Source organism: Faecalibacterium duncaniae (genome assembly GCF_010509575.1).
GTDB classification, from domain to species: Bacteria; Bacillota; Clostridia; order Oscillospirales; family Ruminococcaceae; genus Faecalibacterium; species Faecalibacterium duncaniae.
On the sequence record NZ_CP048437.1, the window covers coordinates 2,375,389 to 2,401,700 of the forward strand.

General features: G+C 58.4%; 24 protein-coding genes and 1 other annotated feature. Of the genes, 7 read left to right on the forward strand and 17 right to left on the reverse strand.

Going from position 1 to position 26,312, the window contains the following annotated elements:
* The first annotated feature begins 119 nt into the window (after positions 1–119).
* From tsaE to upp, 4 genes are read left to right on the forward strand one after another with little or no spacing between them, the layout of a single operon-like run.
* Positions 120–545: a tRNA (adenosine(37)-N6)-threonylcarbamoyltransferase complex ATPase subunit type 1 TsaE gene (gene tsaE, locus GXM22_RS11435; protein ID WP_035393710.1), complete on the forward strand. Its 426-nt coding sequence runs from the start codon at positions 120–122 to the stop codon at positions 543–545.
* Entirely contained in the window at positions 542–1,273 is a 732-nt protein-coding gene (tsaB, locus tag GXM22_RS11440) for a tRNA (adenosine(37)-N6)-threonylcarbamoyltransferase complex dimerization subunit type 1 TsaB (protein ID WP_005931509.1), read from the forward strand. The genes tsaE and tsaB overlap by 4 nt, the downstream gene beginning before the upstream one ends.
* A gap of 8 nt (positions 1,274–1,281) precedes the next feature.
* The gene (gene rpiB, locus GXM22_RS11445; protein ID WP_005931511.1) at positions 1,282–1,728 is read left to right on the forward strand and encodes a ribose 5-phosphate isomerase B; all 447 of its coding nucleotides are present in this window, start codon (positions 1,282–1,284) and stop codon (positions 1,726–1,728) included.
* Positions 1,729–1,750: 22 nt separating this feature from the next.
* Positions 1,751–2,377: a uracil phosphoribosyltransferase gene (upp, locus tag GXM22_RS11450; RefSeq protein ID WP_035393712.1), complete on the forward strand. Its 627-nt coding sequence runs from the start codon at positions 1,751–1,753 to the stop codon at positions 2,375–2,377.
* Between the two features lie 62 nt (positions 2,378–2,439).
* Here the strand turns inward: upp and GXM22_RS11455 are convergent, their stop codons facing one another.
* From GXM22_RS11455 to GXM22_RS11505, 11 genes are all read right to left on the reverse strand, one after another.
* Entirely contained in the window at positions 2,440–3,456 is a 1,017-nt protein-coding gene (locus GXM22_RS11455; protein ID WP_099357293.1) for a TPM domain-containing protein, read from the reverse strand.
* Positions 3,453–4,214: a hypothetical protein gene (locus GXM22_RS11460; protein ID WP_005931522.1), complete on the reverse strand. Its 762-nt coding sequence runs from the start codon at positions 4,212–4,214 to the stop codon at positions 3,453–3,455. The genes GXM22_RS11455 and GXM22_RS11460 overlap by 4 nt, the downstream gene beginning before the upstream one ends.
* A gap of 1 nt (position 4,215) precedes the next feature.
* Complete coding sequence (locus GXM22_RS11465; RefSeq protein ID WP_005931526.1) at positions 4,216–5,370, reverse strand: toxic anion resistance protein; 1,155 nt, start codon at positions 5,368–5,370, stop codon at positions 4,216–4,218.
* A gap of 131 nt (positions 5,371–5,501) precedes the next feature.
* Complete coding sequence (locus GXM22_RS11470) at positions 5,502–6,125, reverse strand: 5-bromo-4-chloroindolyl phosphate hydrolysis family protein (protein ID WP_005931529.1); 624 nt, start codon at positions 6,123–6,125, stop codon at positions 5,502–5,504.
* A 185-nt stretch (positions 6,126–6,310) separates the two neighbouring features.
* Positions 6,311–6,799, reverse strand: coding sequence for a DNA-deoxyinosine glycosylase (locus GXM22_RS11475; RefSeq protein WP_005931535.1), 489 nt, complete (start codon positions 6,797–6,799; stop codon positions 6,311–6,313).
* The gene (locus tag GXM22_RS11480; RefSeq protein ID WP_097770458.1) at positions 6,796–7,686 is read right to left on the reverse strand and encodes a Cof-type HAD-IIB family hydrolase; all 891 of its coding nucleotides are present in this window, start codon (positions 7,684–7,686) and stop codon (positions 6,796–6,798) included. The genes GXM22_RS11475 and GXM22_RS11480 overlap by 4 nt, the downstream gene beginning before the upstream one ends.
* A gap of 245 nt (positions 7,687–7,931) precedes the next feature.
* Positions 7,932–8,819 (reverse strand): putative manganese transporter, encoded by an 888-nt coding sequence (locus GXM22_RS11485; RefSeq protein ID WP_005931543.1) that lies wholly within the window; start codon positions 8,817–8,819, stop codon positions 7,932–7,934.
* A gap of 245 nt (positions 8,820–9,064) precedes the next feature.
* Positions 9,065–10,138 carry a 3-isopropylmalate dehydrogenase gene (gene leuB / locus GXM22_RS11490; protein ID WP_005931546.1) on the reverse strand — a complete coding sequence of 358 codons (1,074 nt, stop codon included), beginning with the start codon at positions 10,136–10,138 and terminating at the stop codon, positions 9,065–9,067.
* Positions 10,139–10,308: 170 nt separating this feature from the next.
* Positions 10,309–10,794 carry a 3-isopropylmalate dehydratase small subunit gene (gene leuD / locus GXM22_RS11495; RefSeq protein WP_005931549.1) on the reverse strand — a complete coding sequence of 162 codons (486 nt, stop codon included), beginning with the start codon at positions 10,792–10,794 and terminating at the stop codon, positions 10,309–10,311.
* A 19-nt stretch (positions 10,795–10,813) separates the two neighbouring features.
* On the reverse strand, positions 10,814–12,073 hold the full coding sequence (gene leuC / locus GXM22_RS11500) for a 3-isopropylmalate dehydratase large subunit (RefSeq protein ID WP_005931551.1): 1,260 nt from the start codon (positions 12,071–12,073) through the stop codon (positions 10,814–10,816).
* A 147-nt stretch (positions 12,074–12,220) separates the two neighbouring features.
* Positions 12,221–13,873: a 2-isopropylmalate synthase gene (locus GXM22_RS11505; protein WP_005931556.1), complete on the reverse strand. Its 1,653-nt coding sequence runs from the start codon at positions 13,871–13,873 to the stop codon at positions 12,221–12,223.
* Between the two features lie 220 nt (positions 13,874–14,093).
* Positions 14,094–14,349 (reverse strand) — a binding site (T-box leader).
* A gap of 575 nt (positions 14,350–14,924) precedes the next feature.
* Here GXM22_RS11505 and ftsH point away from each other — a divergent pair.
* Together ftsH and GXM22_RS11515 are read left to right on the forward strand one after the other, a co-directional pair.
* Positions 14,925–16,751 (forward strand): ATP-dependent zinc metalloprotease FtsH, encoded by a 1,827-nt coding sequence (gene ftsH, locus GXM22_RS11510; protein ID WP_005931562.1) that lies wholly within the window; start codon positions 14,925–14,927, stop codon positions 16,749–16,751.
* A gap of 359 nt (positions 16,752–17,110) precedes the next feature.
* Positions 17,111–17,740, forward strand: a complete 630-nt coding sequence (locus GXM22_RS11515; RefSeq protein ID WP_005931565.1) for a hypothetical protein — start codon at positions 17,111–17,113, stop codon at positions 17,738–17,740.
* 114 nt (positions 17,741–17,854) lie between these two features.
* On the opposite strand, the gene GXM22_RS11520 is transcribed toward GXM22_RS11515, so the two are convergent.
* Positions 17,855–18,784: a sugar phosphate isomerase/epimerase family protein gene (locus GXM22_RS11520; protein ID WP_035393714.1), complete on the reverse strand. Its 930-nt coding sequence runs from the start codon at positions 18,782–18,784 to the stop codon at positions 17,855–17,857.
* A gap of 170 nt (positions 18,785–18,954) precedes the next feature.
* Here GXM22_RS11520 and GXM22_RS11525 point away from each other — a divergent pair, with 170 nt between their 5' ends.
* A complete protein-coding gene (locus GXM22_RS11525) occupies positions 18,955–19,104 on the forward strand; it encodes a hypothetical protein (RefSeq protein WP_005931570.1) in 150 nt (49 codons plus the stop codon).
* A 60-nt stretch (positions 19,105–19,164) separates the two neighbouring features.
* Here GXM22_RS11525 and GXM22_RS11530 read toward each other — a convergent pair whose 3' ends face one another.
* From GXM22_RS11530 to GXM22_RS11550, 5 genes are all read right to left on the reverse strand, one after another.
* On the reverse strand, positions 19,165–20,163 hold the full coding sequence (locus GXM22_RS11530) for an ABC transporter permease subunit (protein WP_005931572.1): 999 nt from the start codon (positions 20,161–20,163) through the stop codon (positions 19,165–19,167).
* Between the two features lie 18 nt (positions 20,164–20,181).
* Positions 20,182–21,723, reverse strand: coding sequence for a sugar ABC transporter ATP-binding protein (locus GXM22_RS11535; RefSeq protein WP_005931574.1), 1,542 nt, complete (start codon positions 21,721–21,723; stop codon positions 20,182–20,184).
* A gap of 165 nt (positions 21,724–21,888) precedes the next feature.
* Entirely contained in the window at positions 21,889–22,932 is a 1,044-nt protein-coding gene (locus GXM22_RS11540; RefSeq protein ID WP_099357292.1) for a substrate-binding domain-containing protein, read from the reverse strand.
* A gap of 382 nt (positions 22,933–23,314) precedes the next feature.
* Positions 23,315–24,517: an AraC family transcriptional regulator gene (locus tag GXM22_RS11545; protein WP_035393717.1), complete on the reverse strand. Its 1,203-nt coding sequence runs from the start codon at positions 24,515–24,517 to the stop codon at positions 23,315–23,317.
* 131 nt (positions 24,518–24,648) lie between these two features.
* Complete coding sequence (locus GXM22_RS11550; RefSeq protein ID WP_005931581.1) at positions 24,649–26,037, reverse strand: MFS transporter; 1,389 nt, start codon at positions 26,035–26,037, stop codon at positions 24,649–24,651.
* Positions 26,038–26,312 lie beyond the last annotated feature (275 nt).

The following is a 26,312-nucleotide window of genomic DNA, read 5'->3' on the forward strand; positions in this document are numbered from 1 at the left end:
TTATATTATACTGGGGGATGGCAGAAGTTTCTGTCATCCCTTTTGATTTACCTCTCAGTCTGCTTCGCAGACAGCTGGCAAAACGGGAAAGTTCAAGCTTCAAGATGAAGGAGCATTGTATGGCTGAATATATTACACATTCCAGAGAAGAGACCGTTGCGCTGGGCCGGAAGCTGGCGGCAGTGCTGCCGGACGGGGCCTTGATTGCCTTCACCGGCGGTCTGGGCGCGGGCAAGACCGCCTTTTGTGAGGGCCTGGCCGAGGGGCTGGGCTGCACCGACCCGGTCAGCAGCCCCACCTTTGCCATCGTCAACTACTACCGCGGCCCCCGCCCGCTGGCCCACTTCGACCTCTACCGCATTTCCACCGAGAACGACCTGTGCGCCGCCGGTTTCTACGATTATCTGGATCAGGGTGCCATTGTGGCCGCTGAGTGGAGCGAAAACTTCGCCGACCTGCTGGCCCCGGAAGACCCGATCTACATCAACATCGACCGGGTGGATGACACCACCCGCCGCATCACCATCGAGGGGGTCAGCGTATGAATATCTTAGCCGTAGACACCGCCGGAAAGACGCTGGGCGTGGCCCTGCTGCAGGACGACCGCCTGAAGTACGAGTGCTATCTGGACGGCGGCATGACCCACAGCGAGACCCTGATGCCGCTGGTGGATCACTGCCTGAAGCTGTGCGGCCTGACCTGTGCAGACATCGACCTGTTCGGTGTGAACGCAGGCCCCGGCAGCTTTACCGGCCTGCGCATCGGGCTGGCCGCCGTCAAGGGGCTGGCTTTCCCCCGCGAGACCCTCTGCGCTCCGGTCTCCACACTGGAAGCGCTGGCCGCTGCCCACACCGGCGAAGGCACCGTGCTCTGCGCACTGGATGCCCGCCGTGCCCAGGTGTACAGCGCCGCTTTTGACCTGGCCACCCACACCCGCCTGCTGGATGACGATGCCCGGGCTGTGGCTGACCTTGCCCAATTTGTAGAAAATTGCAAAAAGCCCCTGTTTTTTGTTGGTGATGGCGCATCTCTGTGCTATAATAAATACAGCAATGTTCCGGGCGTGCTCACTGTTCCGCCGGAGCTGCGGGGCGGCCGGGCCGCTGCCGTGGCACTGGTGGCCAAGCAGATGGCCCAGCGGGGCGAAGCCGTTCTGCCCGAGGCCCTGCTGCCGGATTATCACCGCCTGAGCCAGGCCGAGCGGGAACGCGCCGAGCGCCTTGCTGCCGAGGCCGCTGCCCGGAACAACGATACGGAAAACGGAAAGGATTGAAATTTCTCATGGCAAAACCCATTGCGCTTGCCGCCGATCATGGCGGTTTTGAACTGAAGGAAGCCGTCAAGGCTCACCTGGACGAGCTGGGGCTGGAGTATATCGACTTTGGCACCCACAGCACTGCCAGCGTGGATTACCCCGATATGGCACTGCCTGCCTGTGACGCTGTGGTCAGCGGCCAGTGCGACAAAGCCCTGCTGTTCTGCGGCACCGGTGTCGGCATCAGCATGGCCGCCAACAAGGTCAAGGGCATCCGCGCCTGCTGCTGCTCCGACAGCTTCAGCTGCGAGTACACCCGCCGCCACAACGATGCCAACGCCCTGTGCATGGGCGGCCGCGTTGTCGGCCCCGGCCTTGCCTGCCAGCTGGTGGATCTGTTCCTGAACACCCCGTTTGAGGGCGGCCGCCACGAAAAGCGCATTGCAAAACTGATGGCAATCGAAACCCGATAAACATAAAAAGGAGCGTGTATTTATGACCCCTATGATCGTTGAGCATCCCCTGCTGCAGCACAAGCTGAGCATCCTGCGCAACAAGCAGACCGGTACCAAGGAGTTCCGTGATCTGGTCGGCGAGATCGCAACCCTGCTGTGCTACGAGGCCACCCGTGACCTGCCCATGGAGGAGGTCGAGATCGAGACCCCCATCACCATGGCAAAGACCAAGGTGCTGGCAGGCCGCAAGCTGGCTCTGGTGCCCATCCTGCGTGCAGGCATGGGTATGCTGGACGGTATGCTGACCCTGCTGCCCGCTGCAAAGGTCGGCTTCATCGGCCTGTACCGCAACGAGGAGACCCTGCAGCCCGTGGAATACTTCTGCAAGCTGCCCCAGGATATCGCCGAGCGTGACGTTCTGGTTCTGGACCCCATGCTGGCAACCGGCGGCAGCGCCATTGATGCCATTACCCAGATCAAGAAGCACGGCGCAAAGCGCATCAAGTTCATCGGTCTGATCGCTGCTCCGGAAGGCATTGAGGCCCTGCACAAGGCTCACCCCGATGTTGACATCTACCTGGGCGCTAAGGACGACCACCTGAACGAGAACGGCTACATCGTTCCCGGCCTGGGCGATGCCGGCGACCGCATCTACGGTACGAAGTAAATCTGAATCAACAAAAAGTGGACGGTTCACACGAACCGCCCACTTTTTTGTTTACTCAGATATTACCGCCCGCGGCCACCGCCGCCGCCATGGAAGGAGCCGCCGCCTGCGTGGAAGCTGCCGCCCCCGCCAAAGCTGCCGCCGGAGCGTCCGCCGCCCATACCGCCGCCAAAAGAACCACCGCCGAAGCCGCCGCCCCCACGGGGAGGACGCGGCCCGCCGCGGGGCGGTCTGGGCCCGCGCGGACCACGGGGGCCGCCGGGGCCCCAATCGTCATACGGAGGTCTGCGCCGCCGTCTGCTGCCCAGGCCGTAGCCCAGCCCGAAACCGAAGAAGGGGCCAAACCCGCCGCCGCCAAAGCCGCGCCGGATGCCGCCGAAGATGGAGGTCAGGGCAAACACCACGATCACCACTGCCAGAAGGGTGAGGAAGGGCGATTGATAGGATGCTGCCGGGGCCTCATAGTAATCATTTCCGTTGTTATAACCATCCGTATTGCCGTTACTGACCGTGCCGGTGGTCCCGCTCAGGGTCACACCGTAGAGATCGGCAATGGTGCTGGCCACATTATTGGCACAGGTGGTCACAGCCGCGTCATAATCGCCCGCTGCGAAGGAATCCTCCATGGTCTGGGCAATGGCGCTGGCCTGCTTTTCCAGCATGGTATTGCGGAAGCCGTCACCGGTGGCAAGGTAATAGTCGCCATCGGCGTACTGCTGGGATTGCATGACCAGCAGGATCAGCACACCGTTGTTTTTGCTGGAGCTGCCCAGCCCCCAGGTGTTGGCGGCCTGCACGGCGTAATCCTCCGTGGATAAACTTCCCGTATAATCCACAGTCAATACGCCGATCTGTGCACCCTCGCACTGCTGGGTGAGCTGTGCATTCAGGTTCTCAATGGCCGTTTTGGTGCTGCTGCTCAGGATGTTGGCATCATCCACCACGCACTGACTGCTGGGCAGATCGGGCAGCTGGGCCTTGGTGGCCGCAAAGGCGGCGGGCACCAGAGCCGTCAGGCTGACGGTCAGCACCACGAACAGGGCGCAGATGCGGGCGGCAAATCGTTTCATCGTTTTCATGTGAAGGGTTCCACCTCCTGTACGCCGAACAGCCTGCCCAGCATACTGGCCGGGAAGCCGCCGACATCATTCTGATACTCATACACTGCATCATTGTACTGCAGATTACCAATGATGGTGCCTGCGCTGTTGAACTGGCCGTACTGGCCCTGCACTGCCCCCATCTTCATGGGGTCAGCGGCCTGCTCCTGCATTTTTGCATAGAGCTGGTCGATCACAGTGCCCAAAGCCTCATTGGCCTGATAGAGGGCGTGCATGGTACTGCCCTGATAATAGGGCAGCGAGGTCAGGGACTGCTTTTTACTGCCGTTCTGCACTGCTTCCAGGCAGGCAGAGAAATCATCCAGCGCAGCCTGTGCAGCCTGCACCTCGGCGCTGTCAGCCCCCAGCGTGTTTGCACCGGTGGTGATGATATTTGCCGCCGTGTTGGCACGGGTGGTCAGCTCCTCGCTCAGGGCATAACCGTTGTCGGCCGGAACGCCGGTGGTGAACCACTGGCGGGTTTCGTTATACTTCCCCCTGACCTTGGCACCGCCAAAGCCCACGAACGCCGCCAGCATCACCACCACGCTCAGCACAAGGGCTGTGCCCTGCTTTGCCAGTGCGGCGGGCAGCGCCTTTTCCAGCCCGGCCAGCTTCTGCTGCAAGGGGGTCAGGCGCACTGCCTCGGTGTCCGGGCGCTTTGCCTCGCGGTAGCTGCCGCTGTCAAAGCCGCCGGGCGTTTGATTCTGTTCTCTGGAAAAATCAGCGTTTGCCATTTCAGCTCCGGATCTCCATCATCTTTTGTTTCAGCTCGTCCTCGATGCGGGTCAGCTCCTGCTCGGCAGCCACACGCTTTGCGCGGCCCTCGGTCTGGATCTTGTTCAGCTCGTCCAGGGTCTCGATCAGGCTCTTGTTGGTCTGCTGCAGGGTCTCGATATCCACCACGCCGCGCTGGCTCTCCTTGGCGGTCTCGATGGTGCCCATCTTGAGGGCATCGGCGTTCTTCTTGAGCAGGTCGTTGGTCATGTCAGTCACGGCACGCTCGGCCTGCATGGCCTTCTGGGTGTGGGCCAGACCCAGCGCCAGCACCATCTGGTTCTTCCACAGCGGGATGGTGTTGACGATGGTGGACTGGATCTTCTCAGCCATCATGGTGTTGTTGTTCTGCAGCAGGCGGATCTGGGGGCCCATCTGCAGGCTGATGTTCCGGGTCAGCTCCAGATCGTACAACTTTTTCTCAAAGCGCTCGCACTGGTCTGCCAGGTCGCGGGCGGCCTGAGCATCCTCGGGCAGGCCGGACTGCTTGGCCTTGTCCATGGCCTGCTGCAGCTCGTTTGCACGAACCTCGGCCAGCTTTTTCTTGCCGGCCAGGATATACATGCTCAGCTCCTTGAAGTAGGCCATGTTCAGCTCATACATCTTATCCAGCATGGCGATGTCTTTCAGCAGCTGGACCTGATGGCCCTCCAGCATGGACTGGATGTTCTCCACGTTGGTCTCGGCCTTGTTGTACTTGGTCTTCAGGTTGTCCAGCTCATTGCCCTTCTTTTTGAAGAAGCCCAGAATGCCCTTCTGCTGCTCCTCATTGGCATCAAAGCTCTTCAGCTCCCCGATGAGGTTGGTGATCATATCGCCCACCTCGCCCAGATCCTTGGTGGACACCTTGGCCAGAGCAGCCTCGGAGAAATCGCCGATCTTCTTCTGGCAGGCGGAGCCATACTGCAGCACCTGCTGGCTGTTGGTGATATCGATCTTTTCCGCAAAGGAATCCACCATTGCCTGCTCCTCAGGGGTCAGCTGTACCTCCGGCTGCTGGGCCGCCGGGGCGGGCTCAGGCTTTTTCTCCTCAGCTGCCTCCGGGGTGGGGTCCAGCGTCAGGGTGGGCACTGCAGGAGCATCGAGATCGAAGTTCAGAGTGTTGTTGTCAGCCATTGTTGATTCCATCCTTTCCAATTACGACAGCGCCTGCCGCCTATCGGCGTGCGCTATTTTCTAACCGGTTTGCCAAGGGCTCCCCCTTCGGGGGAGCTGGCAAAGCCGTCAGGCTTTGACTGAGAGGGTTGTTACAATCCCTGCCCTTTCAGCATATTCTGCAAAACGGTCAGGTCTGCCGAGAGGTCCATGCTCTCGGCAGCATACAGGGCATCCAGCTGATTTTCAAATGCCGTGGCAATGGAGGCTGCGTTGTGCTCCACCTCCGCGCGGATGGAGGCGGCATTCTCGCCCCGCACCCCCTGCTTTGCCAGCTTGGCGTACTGCTGCAGCACGTTCACGGCATCGGGCAGATAGTAATTGGCAAACCGCCGCACCTGCTTTGCCTTGGCGGGGGTGGCTTCCACCGTTTCCACAATGGAGCGGCCCGCCTTTTCCATCCGGGCCATGGCGGCGGAGAGCTGCGGGTCCGGCAGGGCTTCGTTCAGGGCATGGAGGGTGTCCAGCTGCTGCTGCATCTCGGTCAGCATGGCATCCACATCGTCCACACCGGTATGGAAAGGCACTTCCGTTTCCACCACCCGGGGCGGGCAGATCTTTTTGGCCCCGGCAAAGGCCAGCACAGCCGCGCCCAGCGCCGCCAGCAGTGCCCACAGCCGATAGACCGGAAGCACAGCGCACAGCACCACAAATGCCAGCGCCGCCGCGTAGTACGGCAGGACACTGGGCTTCCGGGTGCGAATGATCTTGCTCATGGGTTCCTCCTTTTCCGGGAGCTGCGCCCCCTGTATCTTCCATAATAAATCCTTTTCCAGCGGGGCGCAAGCGTTTCACGAATTATTTACAGGTTTGAAATCGAAAAGTCAAACCTCTCAGGCGCTTGCGCGCCAGCTCCCCTCATAGGGGAGCCCCTGGCAGATCGGGTAAGTCCGCGCGCCATTCAAGGCAGAATCCAGTTCGCCAATTCCTTCTTCCAGATCTCCCGTAATTTTTCCGGCCTGCAGGCGGCATTGGCGGGGCTGGTGCTGGGCAGCCTGACCGCCGGGATGCCGCTGACCGGCTCGAGATATTTTGTATAGATCTTATATGCCGTAGCCCCGTTGCAAAAAACAGCCTCAATGGGCGCTTTTGCCAGCAGATCTGCAATATCATTGGGCACCACGTCCCGGATGGACGCATCCGACGCGCCGGTGATGGTACAGCTTTCCAGCGTATCCCACAGGGCCAGCCCGTGGCGCAAGATGATCTGCTTTTTCGCTTCGATGTCCTCCCGGGCAGGCACAGGCTCCCCGGTCAGGGCCGCCAGCATGGGCCAAAAGCGGTTTTGCGGGTGGCCATAGTAGAAGGACATTTCCCGGCTCTTGGGGCTGGGCCAGGTGCCCAGGATCAGCGCCCGGCTGTGCTCGTTGTAGACCGGTGCAAAGCTCACTGCTTTTCCTCCGCGGCTTCCATCTGGCCCCAGGGGGAGCCAAGTTCATGGCCCGAGGGCTCCGCACGGGGGCCGTTGAACCACAGCTCCTCAATGAGGGCGGCAAGGCCGTCCTCCCGCACATCCCCGATGATGCGGTCTGCGGCTTCCTTGGCATCGTCCGAGCCGTTGGCCATGCAGCAGCCCAGTCCCGCCGCCTTCAGCATCCCCACATCATTGGCGGAATCGCCCGCCGAAACAGCATCGGCCAGCGTCAGACCCACGGTTTCACACAGGTCAGCCAGACCCACCCCCTTATCAATGCCCTCCCGGACGATATCATAGCAGTGCCAGCTGCCCTCCCGCACAGCACCCACCATCATAAAACGGAGGTTCAGGTGGCCGTACTTCCGGTTGAACGCCTCCAGCGCCTCATCGGGCAGGCAGGCAAAGGCGGCATGGGGCATATCGATGAGATGGCGGTCCTGATCCTCGCCGTCCTTGCAGGTCAGGCCGCTGCCGCTCAGCTGGGCGTAGAAATCCCGGAGGCTCTCGTATTCGCAGTAGGCATAGTAGCCATCCCGGAAATTGAACTGCAGGGGGTAGTTGTAATCCTCGCAGAAATCCACCAGTGCGTACATTTCCTCATTGGTCATCGGGTGCTCGGCGATGATCGCGCCGTCCCTGTCCACCACGCAGGCTCCGTTGTTGGTGATGGCGTAGTCGAACCGGATGCCGCCCAGCTGCTGCTTGTTGATCACGCAGTAGCCGCGGCCGGTGCTCAGCACAAATTTGCCGCCTGCGGCCTGCATCTTTTTCACGGCCTTGACCACCGCCGGGCGGGGGCAGGGCTCACCAAAGGGAACAAGGGTATTGTCGAAATCGCTTGCCAGAAGTTTGTATTGCATCGTTTCTCCTATTTCAGCATCCTCACCCTCTCAGGCCGCTTCGCGTCCAGCTCTCCCAAAGGGAGAGCTTTTGACATAATCGGAAACTTCCCAAAGACTGTCAAGACCTCCCACTTTGGGGGAGGTGGCATCGCGCAAGCGATGACGGAGAGGGTGAGCCATTTTATCGTTTTGATAGTGTCTAGTATAACACAAAACGCCGCTCCGGGATATCCCGAAACGGCGTTTTGACTGAATATTTTACTTTAACCGAAAATGGCTACCACGATCTGGATCCCAACACCCACAGCCGCACCGGCAGCCCAGGTCAGGCCGGTGATAAAGAGGTTCTGCTTCCAGGAGGGGTTTGCCCGCCAGAGAACGGCCAGGCCCACGCCCGCGCCGGTGCACAGACCTGCCACCAGACTGGAAAAGCGGAGGGCTCCCTCCACATAGAGCTGGGTCAGCAGGACGCTGGCGGCACAGTTGGGGATCAGCCCCACCAGTGCGGCCACCACCGGCTGGAAGAAGCCCATCCGGCCCAGAGCGTCGGCAAAGACATCCTCACCCACGCCCTCCACAATGAGGCCGAACACCAGACTGAACACAAAGATGAACACGAAGATCTCCAGCGTGTGGCGAAGGGCGGCTTTCCAGATGGGGGCGGGCTTGCCCTCCTCATCGCTGTGCTCCTCGTGGCAGTCGATCTCATCGACGCTGCCGGTATAGCCGCCTCGCAGGCTCCTGGGCAGAACGCCCCGCAGGACAAAGTCCAGCACCAGGCCCACCGCAATGGCGTAGAGCACCTTGATGACCATGAGCAGCACCAGCTTATCCCAGTAGGCAGGCATGGAGACCAGCAGCGGAACCGCTTCATCACTGGTGGCGAGGAACACGGCCATCAACGTGCCCAGGCTGATGACCCGGGACGCATAGAAATTGGACGCAATGGCAGAGAAACCACACTGGGGCACACAGCCCAGCAGTGCCGCCGGAACAGAGCCCCAGCGTCCGCCCCCCGCCAGAATGGCTTCGATGCGCTCGCCGTGGCGGTTCTCCACATATTCAATGAACAGATAGGCCAAAAACAGGAAGGGCAGCATCTTGGCGGTGTCCACCAGAGATTCGCCCAGAACATCCAGAAACAATTCCATTTGATACTCCAAAAACAACTGTAATGTGCTTTATTGCAGTAAATTGCAATCAATTTGCATTTTCGTGCAAGGGAGATTATACACGCTTCGGATGCAAATTGCAAGAGGAATTTGCAAAAAGTTTGCATTTTTGTTTTTGGGAGAACGAAAATGCCCTCTCCGTCAAGGCCGCAGGCCTTGCCAGCTCCCCCTTCGGGAGAGGTGGCAGCGCGTTCACGCTGACAGAGAGGGCTATTCATTTCAGATCAGATCTCGGCCAAAATCGCATCACCCATAGCGGTGCAGCCCAGGCAGGTGCAGCCTTCGCTCATGTTGTCTGCCGTGCGCAGGCCCTTGTCCAGCACCTTGTTCACAGCATTCTCAATGGCATCGGCTTCCTCAGCCATGCCAAAGGAGTAGCGCAGCATCATGGCGGCAGAGAGGATGCAGGCGGTGGGGTTGACGATATCCCTGCCCGCAATGTCGGGGGCCGAGCCGTGAATGGGCTCGTACAGGCCCCGGGTGCCATCGCCCAGAGAGGAGGACGGGATCATGCCGATGGAGCCGGTGATCATGGAAGCCTCATCGGAGAGGATATCGCCGAACATATTCTCGGTGACGATGACATCGAACTGCGCGGGATTCTTTACAATCTGCATGGCGCAGTTGTCCACGAACATCTCGCTGTACTCCACGTCCGGGTACTCGGCCTGCAGGCGGTGCATCACACTGCGCCACAGGCGGCTGGTGTCCAGCACGTTGGCCTTATCCACACAGCAGAGCTTTTTGCGGCGTTTCTGGGCGGTCTCGAAGCCGATGCGGCCGATGCGCTCGATCTCGTGCTCAGAGTAAGGCATGGAGTCGATGGCCTGCTTCTCGCCGTTCTCGAGGGTGTGGGTCTCGTGCTTGCCGAAATACACGCCTCCGATCAGCTCCCGCACGATGATGAAGTCAATACCCTGTGCCACGATCTCAGGCTTCAGGGGGCTGGCCGGGGCCAGCTGGGGCCAGATCTTGGCGGGGCGGTTGTTGGAGTACAGGCCCATGCCCGCGCGCAGGCGCAGCAGGCCCTTTTCCGGGCGCTGCTCACCGGGCAGGCCCTCCCACTTGGGGCCGCCCACGGCACCCAGCAGGACGCTGTCCGCAGCAAGGCACTTGTCCAGCTCGTGCTGAGGCAGCGGGTCTCCGTACTTGTCAATGGCTTCGCCGCCCATGGCGGCATCGGTATAGTGGAAGGTGTGGCCGTACTTTTCAGCCACCTTATCAAGCACCCGGATGGTCTGTTTCACGATCTCGGGGCTGGAGCAGTCGCCCCAGATGACAGCAATATTTTTTTCCATAGTTCTAAATTCTCCTCAACAGCTTCTTACCCAAACCCCTCAGTCGCTTGCGCGACAGCTCCCCTAGTATGGGGAGCCCTTGGCATAAAGGGGAACTCGCAGAGCTTTCCGCAACGCCAGAGCCGCCCCTACTAGGGGCGGTGGCAATGCGTCAGCATTGACGGTGGGGTTTATTTCTTGGTCAGCGACTTCATCAGGCCACCGTCGGCAATGATCTTCTGGATAAACGGCGGGAAGGGTTCCGCCTGGAAGGTCTTGCCGGTGGTCTCATCGGTGATGAGGCCGGTAGTAAAATCCACGCTGACGGTATCCCCTGCGCTGATGGCATCCACAGCCTCGGGGCACTCCATGATGGGCAGGCCGATGTTGATGCTGTTGCGGTAGAAGATGCGGGCAAAGCTCTTGGCAATGACCACCGAGATGCCCGCGGCCTTGATGGCCACAGGGGCGTGCTCACGGGAGGATCCGCAGCCGAAGTTCCAGCCGCCCACCATGACATCGCCGTCCCTGACGTTCCGGACAAAGTCCTTGTCGATGTCCTCCATGCAGTGGCTGGCCAGCTCCTTGGGGTCCTGGGTGTTCAGGTGGCGGGCCGGAATGATGACATCGGTATCCACGTTATCCGGGTATTTGAAAACAGAACCTTTTGCGTTCATCGTTGTTTCTCCTTTTCGATCAGACCGTGCGGGGGTCGGTGATATAGCCGGTCAGGGCGCTGGCAGCGGCAGTGGCCGGGCTTGCCAGATAGACTTCACTCTTGACATGGCCCATGCGGCCCACAAAGTTGCGGTTGGTGGTGGAGACACAGCGCTCCCCCTCGGCCAGGATGCCCATGTAGCCGCCCAGGCAGGGACCGCAGGTGGGGGTGGACACGATGCAGCCCGCATCAATAAAGGCCTCGGTCCAACCGCGCAGGATGCACTCCTTATAAACCGCCATGGTGGCCGGGATAATGATGCCCCGCACGCCCTTGGCGATGTGCTTGCCCTTGAGGATGTTGTAAGCGGCCTCCATATCCTCCAGACGGCCATTGGTGCAGCTGCCGATGACCACCTGATCGATCCGGATGTCCTTTCCCTCGCTGGCGGGATGGGTGTTCTCCGGCAGATGAGGGTAGCTGACCGTGGGCTCCAGCTTGTCCAGGTCGATCTCGATGGTCTTTTCGTATTCGGCATCCGGGTCAGCCTCGTAGTAGACCGGAGTGCGCTGGCTGCGGCCGTTCAGATACGCTCTGGTGACCTCGTCCACAGGGAAGATGCCGTTCTTGGCACCGGCTTCAATGGCCATATTGCAGACGCAGAGGCGATCCTCCATGGTCAGGGAAGCCACGCCCGGGCCGGTGAATTCCATGGACTTGTACAGTGCGCCGTCCACACCGATCATGCCGATGATGTGCAGGATCAGGTCCTTGCCGGATACGCGAGGGCTGAACTTGCCCTTGAGCACAAACTTGATGGCAGAGGGCACCTTGAACCATGCCATTCCGGTGGCCATACCGGCGGCCATATCGGTGGAGCCCACACCGGTGGAGAATGCGCCCAGTGCACCGTAGGTGCAGGTGTGGCTGTCGGCACCGATGATGCAGTCACCGGCGGTCACGATGCCTTTTTCGGGCAGGAGGGCGTGCTCAACACCCATCTGACCCACATCGTAGAAGTTGAGGATATCATATTTGTTGGCAAACTCGCGGCACTGCTTGGACTGGGTTGCGCTCTTGATGTCCTTATTGGGGACGAAGTGATCCAGCACGATAGCAATGTGCTCCTTGTCGAACACGCCGTCAAAGCCTGCCTTCTCAAACTCGTTGATGGCGACCGGGGTGGTGATATCGTTGCCCAGCACGATATCGAGCTTGGCATTGATGAGCTGGCCTGCCTTGACCTCCGGCAAACCCGCATGTGCGGCCAGAATTTTCTGCGTCAGAGTCATTCCCATGGTGATACTCTCCTTTTATCTTCTATAACTCCCCCAGTCGCTTACGCGACAGCCCCCTCTAGGAGGGGGCCTCTTTGCCTTTCCGTTACGCAACAGGCTCCCTCTTAGAGGGAGCTGTCACCGCAGGTGACTGAGGGAGTTCGATTTTTACTTACTGTTAATTGCCGAAACCAGCGCCTTGATGCCGGCAACGATGATATCGGTGTCGGTGCCGGCACCCCAGGTCATGCTGCCATCGCCCCAGGCAAGGCCCACATAGGAAGCCGCGCGGGAGGTGCTGCCCTCGTCCAGGCTGTGCTCCGAGTAGCTTTCCAGATGGAAATCCATCCCGGTGGCGCTCTGGATGGCGTTGGCCACAGCATCCAGACGACCATTGCCCACAGAAGTGACCACCTTGCGCTGACCGTTCAGGTCCAGGGTGACCGTGGCGGTAATGCCGTTGACCTGTGCAAAGTGGGCCTCCACCACACGGAGGGGCTTTTCGCGGTTGAGGAAGCTCTCCTCGAAGATGCGGAGCACCTCGCCTGCACTCAGCTCCTTGTGGCTGTGGTCGGACACGCTCTTGACCTTGTAGCCCAGCACCTCGCGCATCTTGGGGGGCAGATTATAGCCGTAGTTCTGCTCCAGCACAAAGCCGATGCCGCCCTTGCCGCTCTGGCTGTTGATACGGATGACATCGGCATCATAGGTGCGGCCGATATCGTGGGGGTCGATGGGGATGTAGGGGCAGGTCCAGCGGTGCTCGCCCCGCTCCTTGCGGTAGGCCATGCCCTTTGCAATGGCATCCTGATGGCTGCCCGAGAAGGCTGCAAACACCAGCTGACCGGCGTAGGGGGTGCGCTCGTAGATGTGCATCCGGGTCACGCGCTCGTAGGTAGCGCAGATCTCGGGCATATCGGAAAAGTCCAGTCTGGGGTCTACGCCGTGGCTGTACAGATTCATGGCCAGAGTCACGGCATCCACATTGCCGGTGCGCTCACCGTTGCCGAACAGGCAGCACTCCACGCGCTGGGCTCCGGCCAGAACGGCCATTTCAGCGCAGGCAACACCGGTGCCGCGGTCGTTGTGGGGATGGGTGGAGATGATCACGCTGTCACGGTACTTGAGGTGCTTGTCGCAATACTCGATCTGGTTGGCGTAGACATGGGGCATACTCATCTCCACGGTCACCGGCAGGTTGATGATCATGGGGCGGTCAGGGGTGGGCTGCATGATATCCAGCACTGCGTTGCAGACCTCCACAGCATAGTCCACCTCGGTGCCGGTAAAGCTCTCGGGGCTGTACTCAAACAGGAAGTTGCCCTCGTACTCCTGGCTCAGCTGTTTGACCAGCTTTGCGCCGTCGGTGGCGATCTTCTTGATCTCTTCCCTGCTCTTGTGGAACACCTGCTCGCGCTGGGCCACGGAGGTGGAGTTGTAGAAGTGGATGACCGCGCGGGGGGCACCCTTGACGGCCTCGAAGGTCTTGCGGATGATGTGGTCGCGACACTGGGTCAGTACCTGCACGGTCACATCCTCCGGGATCATGTTTTTCTCGATCAGGGTACGCAGGAACTCGTACTCGGTATCGCTGGCGGCGGGGAAACCCACCTCGATCTCCTTGAAGCCGATCTTCACCAGCATCTGGAAGAACTCCAGCTTTTCCTCCAGGCTCATGGGCACGATCAGAGCCTGATTGCCGTCGCGCAGATCCACACTGCACCAGGCCGGGGCCTTTTCAATGTGATCCTTCTTCACCCAGCTGTCATACCCGGCAGGGACAGGGTAATATCCCGGTGCGTACTTGGTTGCGTCCATCATTTTGCGTGTCCTCCTAAACAAATTACACTTTTGAGGTTTCTTCCTGCCCAACTCCCCCAGTCACCTACGGTGACAGCCCCCTCTGAGATGGGGCCCTTGGCAGTACGGTAAAGTTTCCCGCTTCGCCAGAGGCTCCCTCCCCGAGGGAGCTGGCAGATCCGTAAGGATCTGACTGAAGGAGTTACATACGAAAAGGCCCTCGTCTCCAAGGCGATAAGCCTTGAGAGACGAGGGCCTGTCATTTTTCTAACAGAGCACCCGTGGTACCACTCTCTTTGCTGGAAAACCAGCCACTCACACGATCAGCTTTTGGCGGCGAATCGCTGCCCCGGTAACGGTGGGCATCCGTCAGAGCCTACTCTCCGTTCAGCTCTGCCGCTCAGGGGCCAGTAGCCGAAACCCTCCGCACTGCCTTGCACCACCCGGCAGCTCTCTGAAGCAGAAGAAGATCGTTTTTTCCCCGTCAACGCATTTGGTCTTTGTGTTTCAAAGTGAGCTTATTGTACCAAACACCGGATTTGCTGTCAAGAAGTTTGGCTCATATCAAAAATGAAACAAATTCACATCATGGGCGGCACAATTTTCCAAATTTTGCGCTTTCTGCATCGAATCGTAGAGCGCTGGGAAAGCGGGGGATGCCCACGCAAGTGAAATCGGGTTGCGGCTCCCAGCATTCGCATCGCTTACGCTTGCGTCTTGCTGGCCGCGGCCCCAACAACAGTTCCCTGCATCCGCCACTGGCGGCGGTCGCTGTCGTTGCAGGCCATTCCATCACCCGCCCTATTGCCTGCGGCAACAGGGTCCCACCCCAGCGGACACTTGCTTAGGGCATTCCCCCGCTTTCCTCCCGCCAGGCTTCGGGGTTTGTTAAGAATCTGGGAAGTTTTTGGAAACAAGCCCTCGAAAAGCTTTTTTGTTAATTTTCGTTGTGTTAAGATAAGCTTATCGAAAGAATAAGGCCCCTGACCGATTTGTCAAAGGCTCTCCCTTTGGGAGAGCTGGCTGCGAAGCAGACTGAGAGGGCGAGGCCGTTTACCGAGGAGGAAATCCTATGAAAGAAGTCAAGACACCGCGCAAGCCGTTGGCGATCTATTACGCCCTCGTGCTGCTGATGCTGCTGCTCCTCAACCTTGTGCTGCTGCCGTGGATGGAGGAGCGCCAGATCAAAGAGGTAGACTACGGCACCTTTATGACCATGACCGAGGAGAAGAACATCGGCCGTGTGGACATTGAATCCAACCAGATCATCTTTACCGATAAGGACGAGACGCAGGTCTACAAGACCGGCCTGATGAACGACACCGGCCTGACCGAGCGGCTGTACGATGCCGGAGCCACCTTCTCCAGCGAGATCGTGGAGCAGTCCTCGCCGGTGCTGAACTTTTTGATTTGGTTCGTCCTGCCCATCATCCTGTTCTCGGCCATCGGCAACCAGATGAACAAAAAGCTGATGGAAAAGGCCGGCGGCGGCCCGGGCTCCATGATGTTTGGCGGCATGGGCAAATCCAACGCCAAGGTCTATGTGCAGTCCACGGCAGGCATCCGCTTTGCGGATGTGGCCGGCGAGGACGAGGCCAAGGAAAACTTACAGGAAGTCGTCAACTATCTGCATGACCCCAGCAAGTATGAGAGCATTGGTGCCAAGATGCCCAAGGGCATCCTGCTGGTGGGCCCTCCGGGCACCGGCAAGACCATGCTGGCCAAGGCTGTGGCCGGTGAGTCCAACGTGCCCTTCTTCTCCATCTCCGGCTCCGAGTTCGTGGAGATGTTCGTGGGCATGGGTGCCTCCAAGGTGCGCGACCTGTTCAAGCAGGCCAAGGAGAAAGCGCCCTGCATCGTGTTTATCGACGAGATCGATGCCATTGGCCAAAAGCGCAGCGGCGGCCAGTACGGCGGCAACGATGAGCGCGAGCAGACCCTGAACCAGCTGCTGACCGAAATGGACGGTTTTGAGGGCAACACCGGTGTCATCATTCTGGCCGCCACCAACCGTCCCGAATCCCTTGACCCTGCCTTGACCCGCCCCGGCCGCTTTGACCGCCGGGTGCCCGTGGAGCTGCCCGACCTCAAGGGCCGCGAGGAGATCCTGAAGGTCCACGCTAAGAAGGTCGCGCTGGCCCCGGGCATCGACTTTACCACCGTGGCCCGGATGGCCTCCGGTGCGTCCGGTGCCGAGCTGGCCAACATCGTCAACGAGGCCGCGCTGCGGGCCGTCCGTGCAGGCCGCAAGAGCGTGACCCAGTCTGACCTGGAGGAGAGCATCGAGGTGGTCATTGCAGGCTACCAGAAAAAGAACTCCATCCTGACCGACCACGAAAAGTGCATCGTAGCCTACCATGAGATCGGCCACGCTCTGGTCGCCGCCAAGCAGACCCACTCCGCCCCCGTGCAGAAGATCACCATCATCCCCCGCACCTCGGGTGCTCTGGGTTACACCATGCAGGTGGACGAGGGCAACCACTACCTGATGAACAAGGAGGAGCTGGAAAACAAGATCGCCACCCTCACCGGCGGACGTGCCGCCGAGGAAGTGGTGTTCCACTCCATCACCACTGGCGCTTCCAATGATATCGAACAGGCCACCAAGCTGGCCCGCGCCATGCTGACCCGCTACGGCATGAGCGATGAGTTTGACATGGTGGCACTGGAGACCGTCAACAACCAGTATCTGGGCGGCGACACTTCCCTTGCCTGCTCTGCCCAGACCCAGTGTGAGATCGACCAGAAGGTGGTGGAGCTGGTCAAGGCCCAGCACGCCAAGGCTGTGCAGATCCTGACCGACAACCGCGCAAAGCTGGATGAGCTGGCCCAGTATCTGTACCAGAAGGAGACCATCACCGGTGACGAGTTCATGGAAATCCTGAACCGGGAAGGTTAAACCCCACCGTCAATGCTTCGCATTGCCACCGCCCCTAGTAGGGGCGGCTCTGGCGCTACGTAGAGCCCTGCGAGTTCCCCTTTATGCCAAGGGCCCCACTATTAGGGGCAACAGTAACAACCGCCGCCAGTGGCGGATAAAGGGCGTTGCTGTTGGGGCCGCGGCCAGCAAGACACAAGTGTTGTTTACAACACGAAGTGGATGCTGGGTGCCGCAACCCGGACCTGTCACGCGGAGCGTGACTGAGGGGTTTAACGTTCCATAAAAATTTCCTTCCCCCTGCAATAAACCAGCCGCCCGTTCCGTATTCATTACAGAACGGGCGGTTTTTCGTCCATAGTACAGGAGGTATATTTCTTATGAAGATTCTGAATACAATGCTGGGCCGTCAGGCCATTGCCGCAGCCCTGGTGCTGTCCCTTGCCATCCCCATGAGCGTCGGCGCATTTGCCGAGGAGCCTGCCGCTGCGGCTGCCGCCGATGACACCGTTGTTGCAGGCTACCTGCCCCCGCAGGATGAAAGCGTAATGCTTCAGGGCGAGATCGCGCTGCACAGCGGCGACGTTGCCGTGGGCGAGACCGACCCCGCCTACGGCGGCTACGGCGCACCGGAGGGTGACCCCATTCAGGGCGACATCATGCTGATCTCCGCTGACGAGGCAAAGACCACCGAAGTCCGGTACACCGTCAAGGGTCTGCTGGGCCGTCAGGTCCTTTACACCGCCCGGCAGGAGGGCCGTGTCCTGACGCTGGACGTGCCGGACTGCGCCGCCACCTTCCGCACCACCATTCAGGACATGAAGGCCCTGATGGAGCAGGGCGTATCCACGCTGGTGCTCACCACGGAGAAGGGTTCCACCACCCTGAACCTTTCCCTGCTGTGTGAGGGCCAGACCGACACCCAGCGGGTGGTGCTGCGGCAGCTGGGCGACAGCGCTTTCCTGATGGTCGGCCTGCGCTGCCGCCGCGACCTCATCGTGGGCCGCTGAGTGGAGTGTGTTCCCCTTTCCCGCTGCAATACACGCTAATAGCAGAAGCCCCCCGCCGGTTCTCCCGGCGGGGGGCTTCTGCTGTGGCAGCTTATGGTAAACGGAGAGTGGATATCAATTGAGAATGGGATTCAGGATCTCGACCAGTGCATGATACTGGGTGGCGTAAGCTTCTGCTCCGTCCTTGGGGCGGCCCGGCTCGGCCATCTCGGACTTCATCTTCTCGACGATCGGGTTATTCTCAAATTGGAGCTTCTGGCTCTTTCCGCCTTTGGCTCCTGGTGCAAAGAAATCAAACATTGCCAGGTGGGGCTCCAGCGTCAGGAAGCCGTGGTAGCCCTCCTCGCAGAAAGCACGGCGAAGCAGCTCAGGGATCTTGCCAAGGCCGGTGCCTGCGGGCACATTCAGCAGGCAGCCGGGCAGAGCATCCTTGATGTGGATATAAGTGATCTGGTCATGGAGCAGTTCCCAGCACTCCGCGGTGTCCTGCTCACACTGGACAAAGTTGGCAAAATCGAACGCCGCCTTGAAGTGGGGGCAGGCCAGCCGGTCGAACAGCAATTTGCAGCGGGCACCGGTGTCTCCGTAGATGCCCTTCTCATTCTCATGGAGCAGGACAATGTCATGCTTTTCCGCGATCCGGATAAACTGACGCAGCTTATCCAGCACCACATCGGTATAGCTGTCTGCATCGGCATCCTTGGGGATGAGGAAGCTGAACATCCGGATGAAGGAGCAGTCCAGCAGCTTGGCCGTTTCGCAGAGTGTTTCCAGCTGCTCCAGCTGCTTGGCAAAGCCCTCTTCATCGTCCACCTCCACCTTGCCGATGGCCGTACCCAGGCTGGATACACCCACACCTGCGGCCTGTAACTTTGGCAGAAGAACGGTGCGTACTTCCTCAGGGGTGTAATCGGCAATGCCCTTGTGCTCGGCGCTGCGGATGCAGATATACTTCATCCCCAGATCCGTCACAGTTTTGAGCTGCTGGTCAAAGTCCTGGCTGATCTCATCCGCAAAACCGGAAATTTTTTCGTAAACACTCATAAGACACACCTCATTCACCGATCTTTGTTTTCCGAACATAACAGCACTGTTTCTGGCTTGTAGTATACCACTCTTCCGGGAGCTATGTTATAATAAATCGAAGGAAAATATCAAAATTCAAAGAACGTTCATAAATTCAACGCAACCGCCAAACAAGGAGGCAAGTTCTCGTGCAATTCAACGAAAAAGAAAAAGTTCTCCAACTTTTTTTCGGAGAGTGGGCGAGAAAACGCGGAGGGCTATTTGGAAGCCTGTTCAAGCAGCAGGAGGGGCTGACACCCCGCCAGTACCGCCTGCAGCAGCGGCAGCTGGGAAAATAACAGCAGAAGCCCCCCGCCGGGAGAACCGGCGGGGGGCTTCTGCTGTATGCGAATGAGGGGTTACTTCTTTGCCAGGTACTTACGGATATCGATGGCCACAGCCACGATGATGACAAGGCCCTGGACGATATAGGTGTAAGAGGAGTTGACGTTCATAAACTGCAGAGCGACCTTCATCAGCTCAAAGACCAGAACGCCGACCAGAATGCCGGGCACGGTGCCGACACCGCCGGTGGTGGAAACGCCGCCGATGGTAGAAGCCGCAATGGCATCCAGCTCATAGCCCATTGCAGTGTTGACGGATGCGCCGCCGGACTTTGCAGCCAGCAGGCAGCCTGCCAGACCGAACATGCAGGAGGCCAGGATGTAGATGCGGATCTTGGTGGCGTAAACGTTGACACCGGCCACCTCAGCAGCAGCCTCGTTGCCGCCGATGGCGTACATGTACTTGCCGTGACGGGTCTTGTTGTACAGGAACCAGAAGCACACAGCCACGACCAGGGCGATCCAGATCAGCACGGGGACCTTCAGGATGGTGTTGGAGGCCAGAGAGGTAAAGTTCTTGTTCAGGGAGCCGATGGGGGTACCGCCGGTGTAGACCAGGCAGATACCGTAGACGACCTGCTGCATACCCAGGGTAGCGATAAAGGGCTGGACCTTCAGGTAAGAAACGACCAGACCGTTGCACAGACCCACGATGGCGCAGATGGCAATGACCAGAATGAACACCACAGGGGTGGGCAGAGTGGGCATGTTGGGGTAGAACTTACCGGCAGCGCCCTCGGTCTGCGCAAAGATGCAGGCCAGGCAGGCAGCAAAACCAGCCAGACGGCCTGCGGACAGGTCGTTGCCGGTGGTGATCAGACAGCCGGAGATGCCCAGCGCGATGATGTAGCGGATGGACACGTTCTTGAACAGGTTGATCAGGTTTGCAGGTGCAAAAAAGTTCGGATGGATGATGCCGACGAACAGAGAGACGAGCAGCATCAGAACGATAATGGCGTTGTTGCCCAGCCATTTCTTTACGGATTTACCCGTTAATTTCTTGGTAGCTTCCACAATAGACAGCCTCCTTGTTTACTGATTGGCCGCTGCCGTTTCGGGCGCGGTCTCAAACTGGGTAGCCAGCTCCATGATGTTCTCCTGGGTCGCGTCCTTGCCGTCGATGAAGCCGGTGACGCGGCCATCGCACATGACCATGACGCGGTTGGACATGCCAATGATCTCGCTCATTTCAGAGGAGATCATAATGATGCTCTTGCCCTGCTTGGCCAGATCGGCAATGATGCAGTAGATCTCGTACTTTGCACCAACGTCGATGCCGCGGGTGGGCTCGTCCAGGATCAGGACATCGGGGTTATTTGCCAGCCAGCGGGCGATCAGCACCTTCTGCTGGTTGCCGCCGGACAGGCTTTTGATCTGGGTCTTGGGGCTGGGCACCTTGATGGCCATCTTTTCCTTATTGGTCGCCACCAGATCCAAAATCTTCTTGTCATCCAGCATGATGGGGCCCTTGCGCAGAGCGTCCAGCGATGCAATGGAGATGTTGTCGGCCACGCTCAGCACACCCATGATGCCAGTTGCGCGGCGATCCTCGGTCAGCAGAGCCACGCTCTTCCGGATGGCATCGCGGGGCTGCTTGATGTTGACCTCTTCGCCCTTGATCCACACCCTGCCGGAGGTGTGTGCACGCAGACCAAAGATGCCTTCCATCAGCTCGGTGCGCTGTGCGCCCACCAGACCAGCCACGCCCAGGATCTCGCCCTTTTTCAGCTCAAAGCTGCAATGGCGGAAGGAGCGCGGATGGATGGAGGTGAAGTCCTCCACCTTCATCATCACTTCCTCGGAGGGGTGGTTCTCCAGCGGCGGGAACAGATTGGACAGCTCACGGCCGACCATCTTGGCGATGATCTGCTCCTTGGTCATGTTGGCAACGTCCCACTTGCCGATGTAATGGCCGTCACGCATGATGGTCACTTCGTCAGCAATGACCTTGATCTCATCCATCTTGTGGCTGATGTAAACCAGTGCAACGCCCTGCTCCTTCAGCTCGCGCATGATGCGGAACAGCGATTCCACTTCATTGGCGGTCAGGGAGGAGGTGGGCTCGTCCAGGATCAGCACCTTGCAGTTTGCGGAAACAGCCTTTGCAATTTCCACCATCTGCATCTGGGCAATGCTCAGGCTGCCCAGCTTTGCGTGGGAATTGATCTGCAGCTTCAGCTTCTTCAGCAGTGCATCGGTATCGGCATACATTTTGCTGTGGTCCACAATGGTGATGGGGCCAATCTTTTTGGTGGGGTAGCGGCCCAGCCAGATATTCTCAGCCACGGTACGGGCCGGGATGGGCTGCAGCTCCTGATGCACCATGGCAATGCCGCGGCCCAGTGCTTCCAACGGGTTCGCAATAACGACCTTTTCTCCCTCGTATTCGATCTCGCCCTCGTCCATCTTGTAAATGCCGAACATGCACTTCATCAGGGTGGACTTACCGGCACCGTTTTCGCCCATCAGGGCCATAACTTTACCGGGGCGGAGCTCCAACTGCGCGTGGTCCAGCGCTTTTACGCCGGGGAAGGTCTTGACCACGCCTTTCATTACCAGACGGTATTCTGACATTCCGCAGAGCCTCCTTATCTTGCAATTTGCAGGCCGCGCGGTGCGTCCTTTCTAAAAGAAGGCGCGTGCGCCCGAGAGAAATCTCGCACGCACGCGCTTTTAAGCTTTTACCAAGCCATAGGACTCACTGCGTACCTTGCAAACGTGAGTTTTGTGCTACAGGAATTAGAGGTACTGTGCTGCGTTCTCGGTAGTGACCTTGACGTAGTCGACCCAGTAGTACTCCTCAACGTCCTTGCCCTCAACAAACAGCTGAGTAGCCTCGGCAGCAGCGGTAGCCTGGCCCACGTCGTCGTTCAGAACGGTACCGGTCATCTTGCCGTCAACAACGTTCTGGACAGCCTCTTTCAGTGCGTCAACACCGACCAGGTAGATGTCCTTGCCAACGGTACGGCCAGCCTGCTCGATGGACTGCAGAGCGCCCAGAGCCATTGCGTCGTTGTTGCAGAACACAACTTCGATCTTCTCGCCGTACTGTGCCAGAGCGTTTGCAACGTCCTGCTGTGCGGTGGTCTGGTCCCAGTTGTCCAGGTACTCGTACAGGCACTCCACTTCCTTGCCGGCATCGGTCAGAGCCTTGATGGAGTACTCGGTGCGGTACTGAGCATCGATGTTCTCGGGGTCGCCCTTGCACATGATGTAGGTGATCTTGCCGTCGCCGTTGATATCGCCCTGGGTCTCGGTCTCCAGGATCAGCTCGCCCTGGTAAGTACCGGACTGACGTGCGTCAGCGCCAACGTAGCAGCACTTGCCTGCGTAGGAATCCAGAACAGCCTTTTCGGGCTCACGGTTGATGAAGACGATGGGAGTGCCGGAGGGAGAAATGGTATCCACGATGGTCTGTGCAGAGGTGGTCTGAACAGGGTTGATGATCAGAACGTCAACGCCCTGCTGCAGGAAGGTGTTGATCTGCTCGGTCTGGGTGTTCTGGTCGTTCTTGCCGTCAACGATGGTCACGGAGTAGCCCTTATCCTTCAGGTACTCTTCCAGGTCGGTGCGGTACAGGGTCATAAAGTTATCAGCAAACTGATAGATGCAGACACCGACGTTTGCGCTGCCGGTTGCAGCCTCAGAAGAAGCAGCTGCAGAGGAAGCGGCGGTAGAGGAAGCAGCAGTGGAGCTGGAGGAGCCGCCGCAGGCGGTCAGAACGCCGGCAGCACCCACAACAGCAGAAGCCTTCATAAAGTCACGACGGGAAATCATTTTCATAATCTTGTTCTCCTTCATTCGCATATCACAGCATCTCATGGAATATACTTACATGTATGTTCCATGGTTTCTGTTTGTATTATAACCGTCTGGAAAATCATTCGCAATGGGACAAGTTCACAAGATTCCGGTCATTTCTTTGTGCATTCTTCACAGTTGATATTGTTGTGTACAACATTCTTTTTGCTATCAAGTACAAAATCAGTCAAAAACGCAACATACATCCAAATTCCATGCCAAAAATCCATAAATCCTTTCAAAATGGTTACAACATCGTTCTGTTCATGCAACAAATTTCTCTGTACAGAAAATGCCCGTTTTTTCCCGGGAGTTTTGCACAAAACGTACATTTCCGGGAAAAACCGGGCATTTTTTTCATTTTTCACTTTTCTTTGTGTTCGCGGCGGTAGCGGGTGGGGGTGACTCCCAGCGTCTTTTTGAAGATCTTTGTAAAATAATTCACGTCCAGAATGCCCACTTCCTCGGCCACGGCGGCAATGGTGTGGTTGTTCTGCACCAGCAGCTGGGCCGCGCGGTTGACGCGCTGGGTGTTGATATAATCGATCAGGGTGCTGCCGGTCTCCTGCTTGAACAATGCCGACAGGTACGATGGGCTGATGAAGCACATGGCGGCCAGACTTTTCAGCGTCAGCGGCTCAGCCACGTTCAGGTTGACGTAGTTCATCACCTTCTGCACCGCGGGCGAATACTCCTTCAGCGAGTAGCGGCGGACATAGGCACAGTAATCCCGCGTCATCTGCCACATCATCTCGTTGGGCACCTCGTTGGCTTCCTCAATGATGCGGCTGTACTTGCTGGAAATGGCATCAATATAATAGGGATGCACCTTGCTGGGCTCAATGGCCTTGCGCAGCAGGGTGTTCAGCACAATCATCTTGTTCTTCTGCTGGTAGAGTGTCCCCTCGAACCGGCCGCCATAGGTAAAGCGGGAGTGCTGGTGCATGGCCTCGATGGCGGCTTCCTCATCGCCCCGGGCCACCGCGTCCAGAATGCGGTTCTCCGATTCATACCGCTGCTCCAGCATGGTGACCGGGATCTCCTTCTGGAACTCCGGCTCGTGGAAATAGCGGGTATCCGGGTGGAACTGGAAGGGCAGGAATTCCTTCAGCTCCTGCACCGGGACAGTGCAGCCGAACATCGTATCCACCACAACCCGCAAAGCTCCATAGAAATCACTGGCCTCCAGGATCTTCACGCCGTTGTAGTACTCCTGCACAGCGGCCTCTCCGGCTTCCCCCAAATAGCGCCTGACCCATTTGCGGGCGCTCTGGGTGCGGGGGCCCACCGTCCAGGGTCCAATGAGAAAGACCGTGTTTTTTTCATCTGGGATGCGGAACAGGGCAAAGTGCAGCTCAAAGGTGCCCTCCACCAGCAGCAGGGTATTTTCAGGGGTGCTGTCCAGCAGCAGCTGGCCGAACTCCTGCCAGTCGAACTGGGGGTCCAGCGATCGCCGCAGGCCGTAGTCAAACTCTTCCAACCCCTCAAAGGGCGGGGTGACCCGCCGGGTCGGGATATTCTGCACCGCTGCCAGCTTTGTAAGGATCTGCAAAGGATCCACCCGCATCGTACACCGCTCCTTTTTCCTGTTGTTCCGCTCGTGCCATTGTGTCATTCCTGATATATTAGTATACATCAATTTTGAAGCAGAAACAAGCCGCCCACAGGAATTTCCCGTGGGCGGCTTGATCCGTTTCCTTACTTATTATGGCGCTGTGCCAGTGCGGCCACGTTCTCCTCCACCTTCTGTTTGGTCAGGGGGTAGATGAAGAACAGGCTCAGGGCCACGGCCATGAAGCCGATGGCGGGGGCAATACAGGAGATGTTGAAGATGCCCATGGTGACCTCCGGGTCAAAGGCAGTGGCAGCGCTGTAACCGATCATGGTCAGCAGGCCGCCGGTCAGGCCGGAAGAGAACGCCTGACCCAGCTTGCGGGCAAAGGAGTAGACCGCATAGATGGTTCCGTCCTCACGGATGCCGTTGCGGACCTCGGAATCATCGATGACATCGGTGATCATTGCCCAGATGATGGTGTTGAAGAAGCCCAGGCAGATGAAGGCGGCGCAGAAGAAGCCGACATAGACCCAGACATTGGTGGGCTTGAGAACAAAGCAGATGACCTCCAGCACCGTGGCCACGATGCAGGATACGGTGGCCAGCTCTTTTTTACCGAACCGGTTGGCCAGCTTGGAGGCAAAGGGTGCGCAGACGAGCAGGATCAGCACGCTGCTCAGCAGAGAAGCGGTAGACTGGGCGGCGGCGCTGCCGTAGAAGTTGGGGAACACATAGCCTGCCATGCCCTGCATGGTCAGCATGGCCAGCAGCAGGAAGAGGGCGGCAGCAATGATGCCCAGCAGGGCACGGTTGGTGAACACGCTCTTGAGCATCTTGCCAATGTCCATCTTGCTGTCGTTGGCGGGCACATCCACACGCTCACGCACCAGGTTAAAGCAGAGCAGGTAGCAGAGGATGGCGCAGACAGAGAAAACACCTGCAATGATGGTCATGCGGCTGCCGGAGAGGACCGTCTGGCCATTGACGGTGACGTAAGCCACCATGGGGGTGCCAACGCCGATCACAAGGCTGGCCAGGGTGCTGCCGATGGTACGCCAGGTGGACAGCTCTGCGCGATCCTTGGGGTCAGCAGAGATGGCGGAAGCCATGGAGCCGTAAGGGATGTTGACGGAGGTGTAGAAGATGGAGCCCCACAGGATATAGGTCACAAAGAGCCATGCCACCTTGAAGCCGTAGGACATCCCGGCCAGACCGGACTGGAAGATGAGGAAGGATGCGATGGCCACAGGGCCGCACATCCGCTTGAGCCAGGGGCGGAACTTGCCGTCCCTGGTGGGCTTGGAGCGGTCCACGATCTGGCCCATGGTCACATCGGTAAAGGCATCCACAAAGCGGGCGATCATCATGATCATGCCCACAACACCGGCGCTCACGCCCATCACGTCGGTATAGAACTTCATCAGGAAGCTGGACGACAGGATAAAAGTAAAATCGTTGGCGAAATCGCCGAACATATAGCCGACCTTGTCCCGCATCCCAAACGGGGTGGTCTTTTGCATTTCATTTGCCATTGTATTCTCCTTCGGTGGTCAATTCAAACGGTACAGCGTCCCTTCTGCTGTATCCAAGTTTGTACTCCAATATTATGACAAACTTTTATCAAAAAATGTTAGAATATTTTTTAGGTGAATTCGTACAATTTTAAGGTATTGTTTTTGTACATTTTCACATTTTGTTCACATTCTGTTTTTCCTCTTTTTCCCAGCATTCACTTTTTGTGGCACTCTTTACGGAAGTTTTTAAACCCGGACGGAGATAATAGGTATTCTGCCCAGAGCAGCGCCTT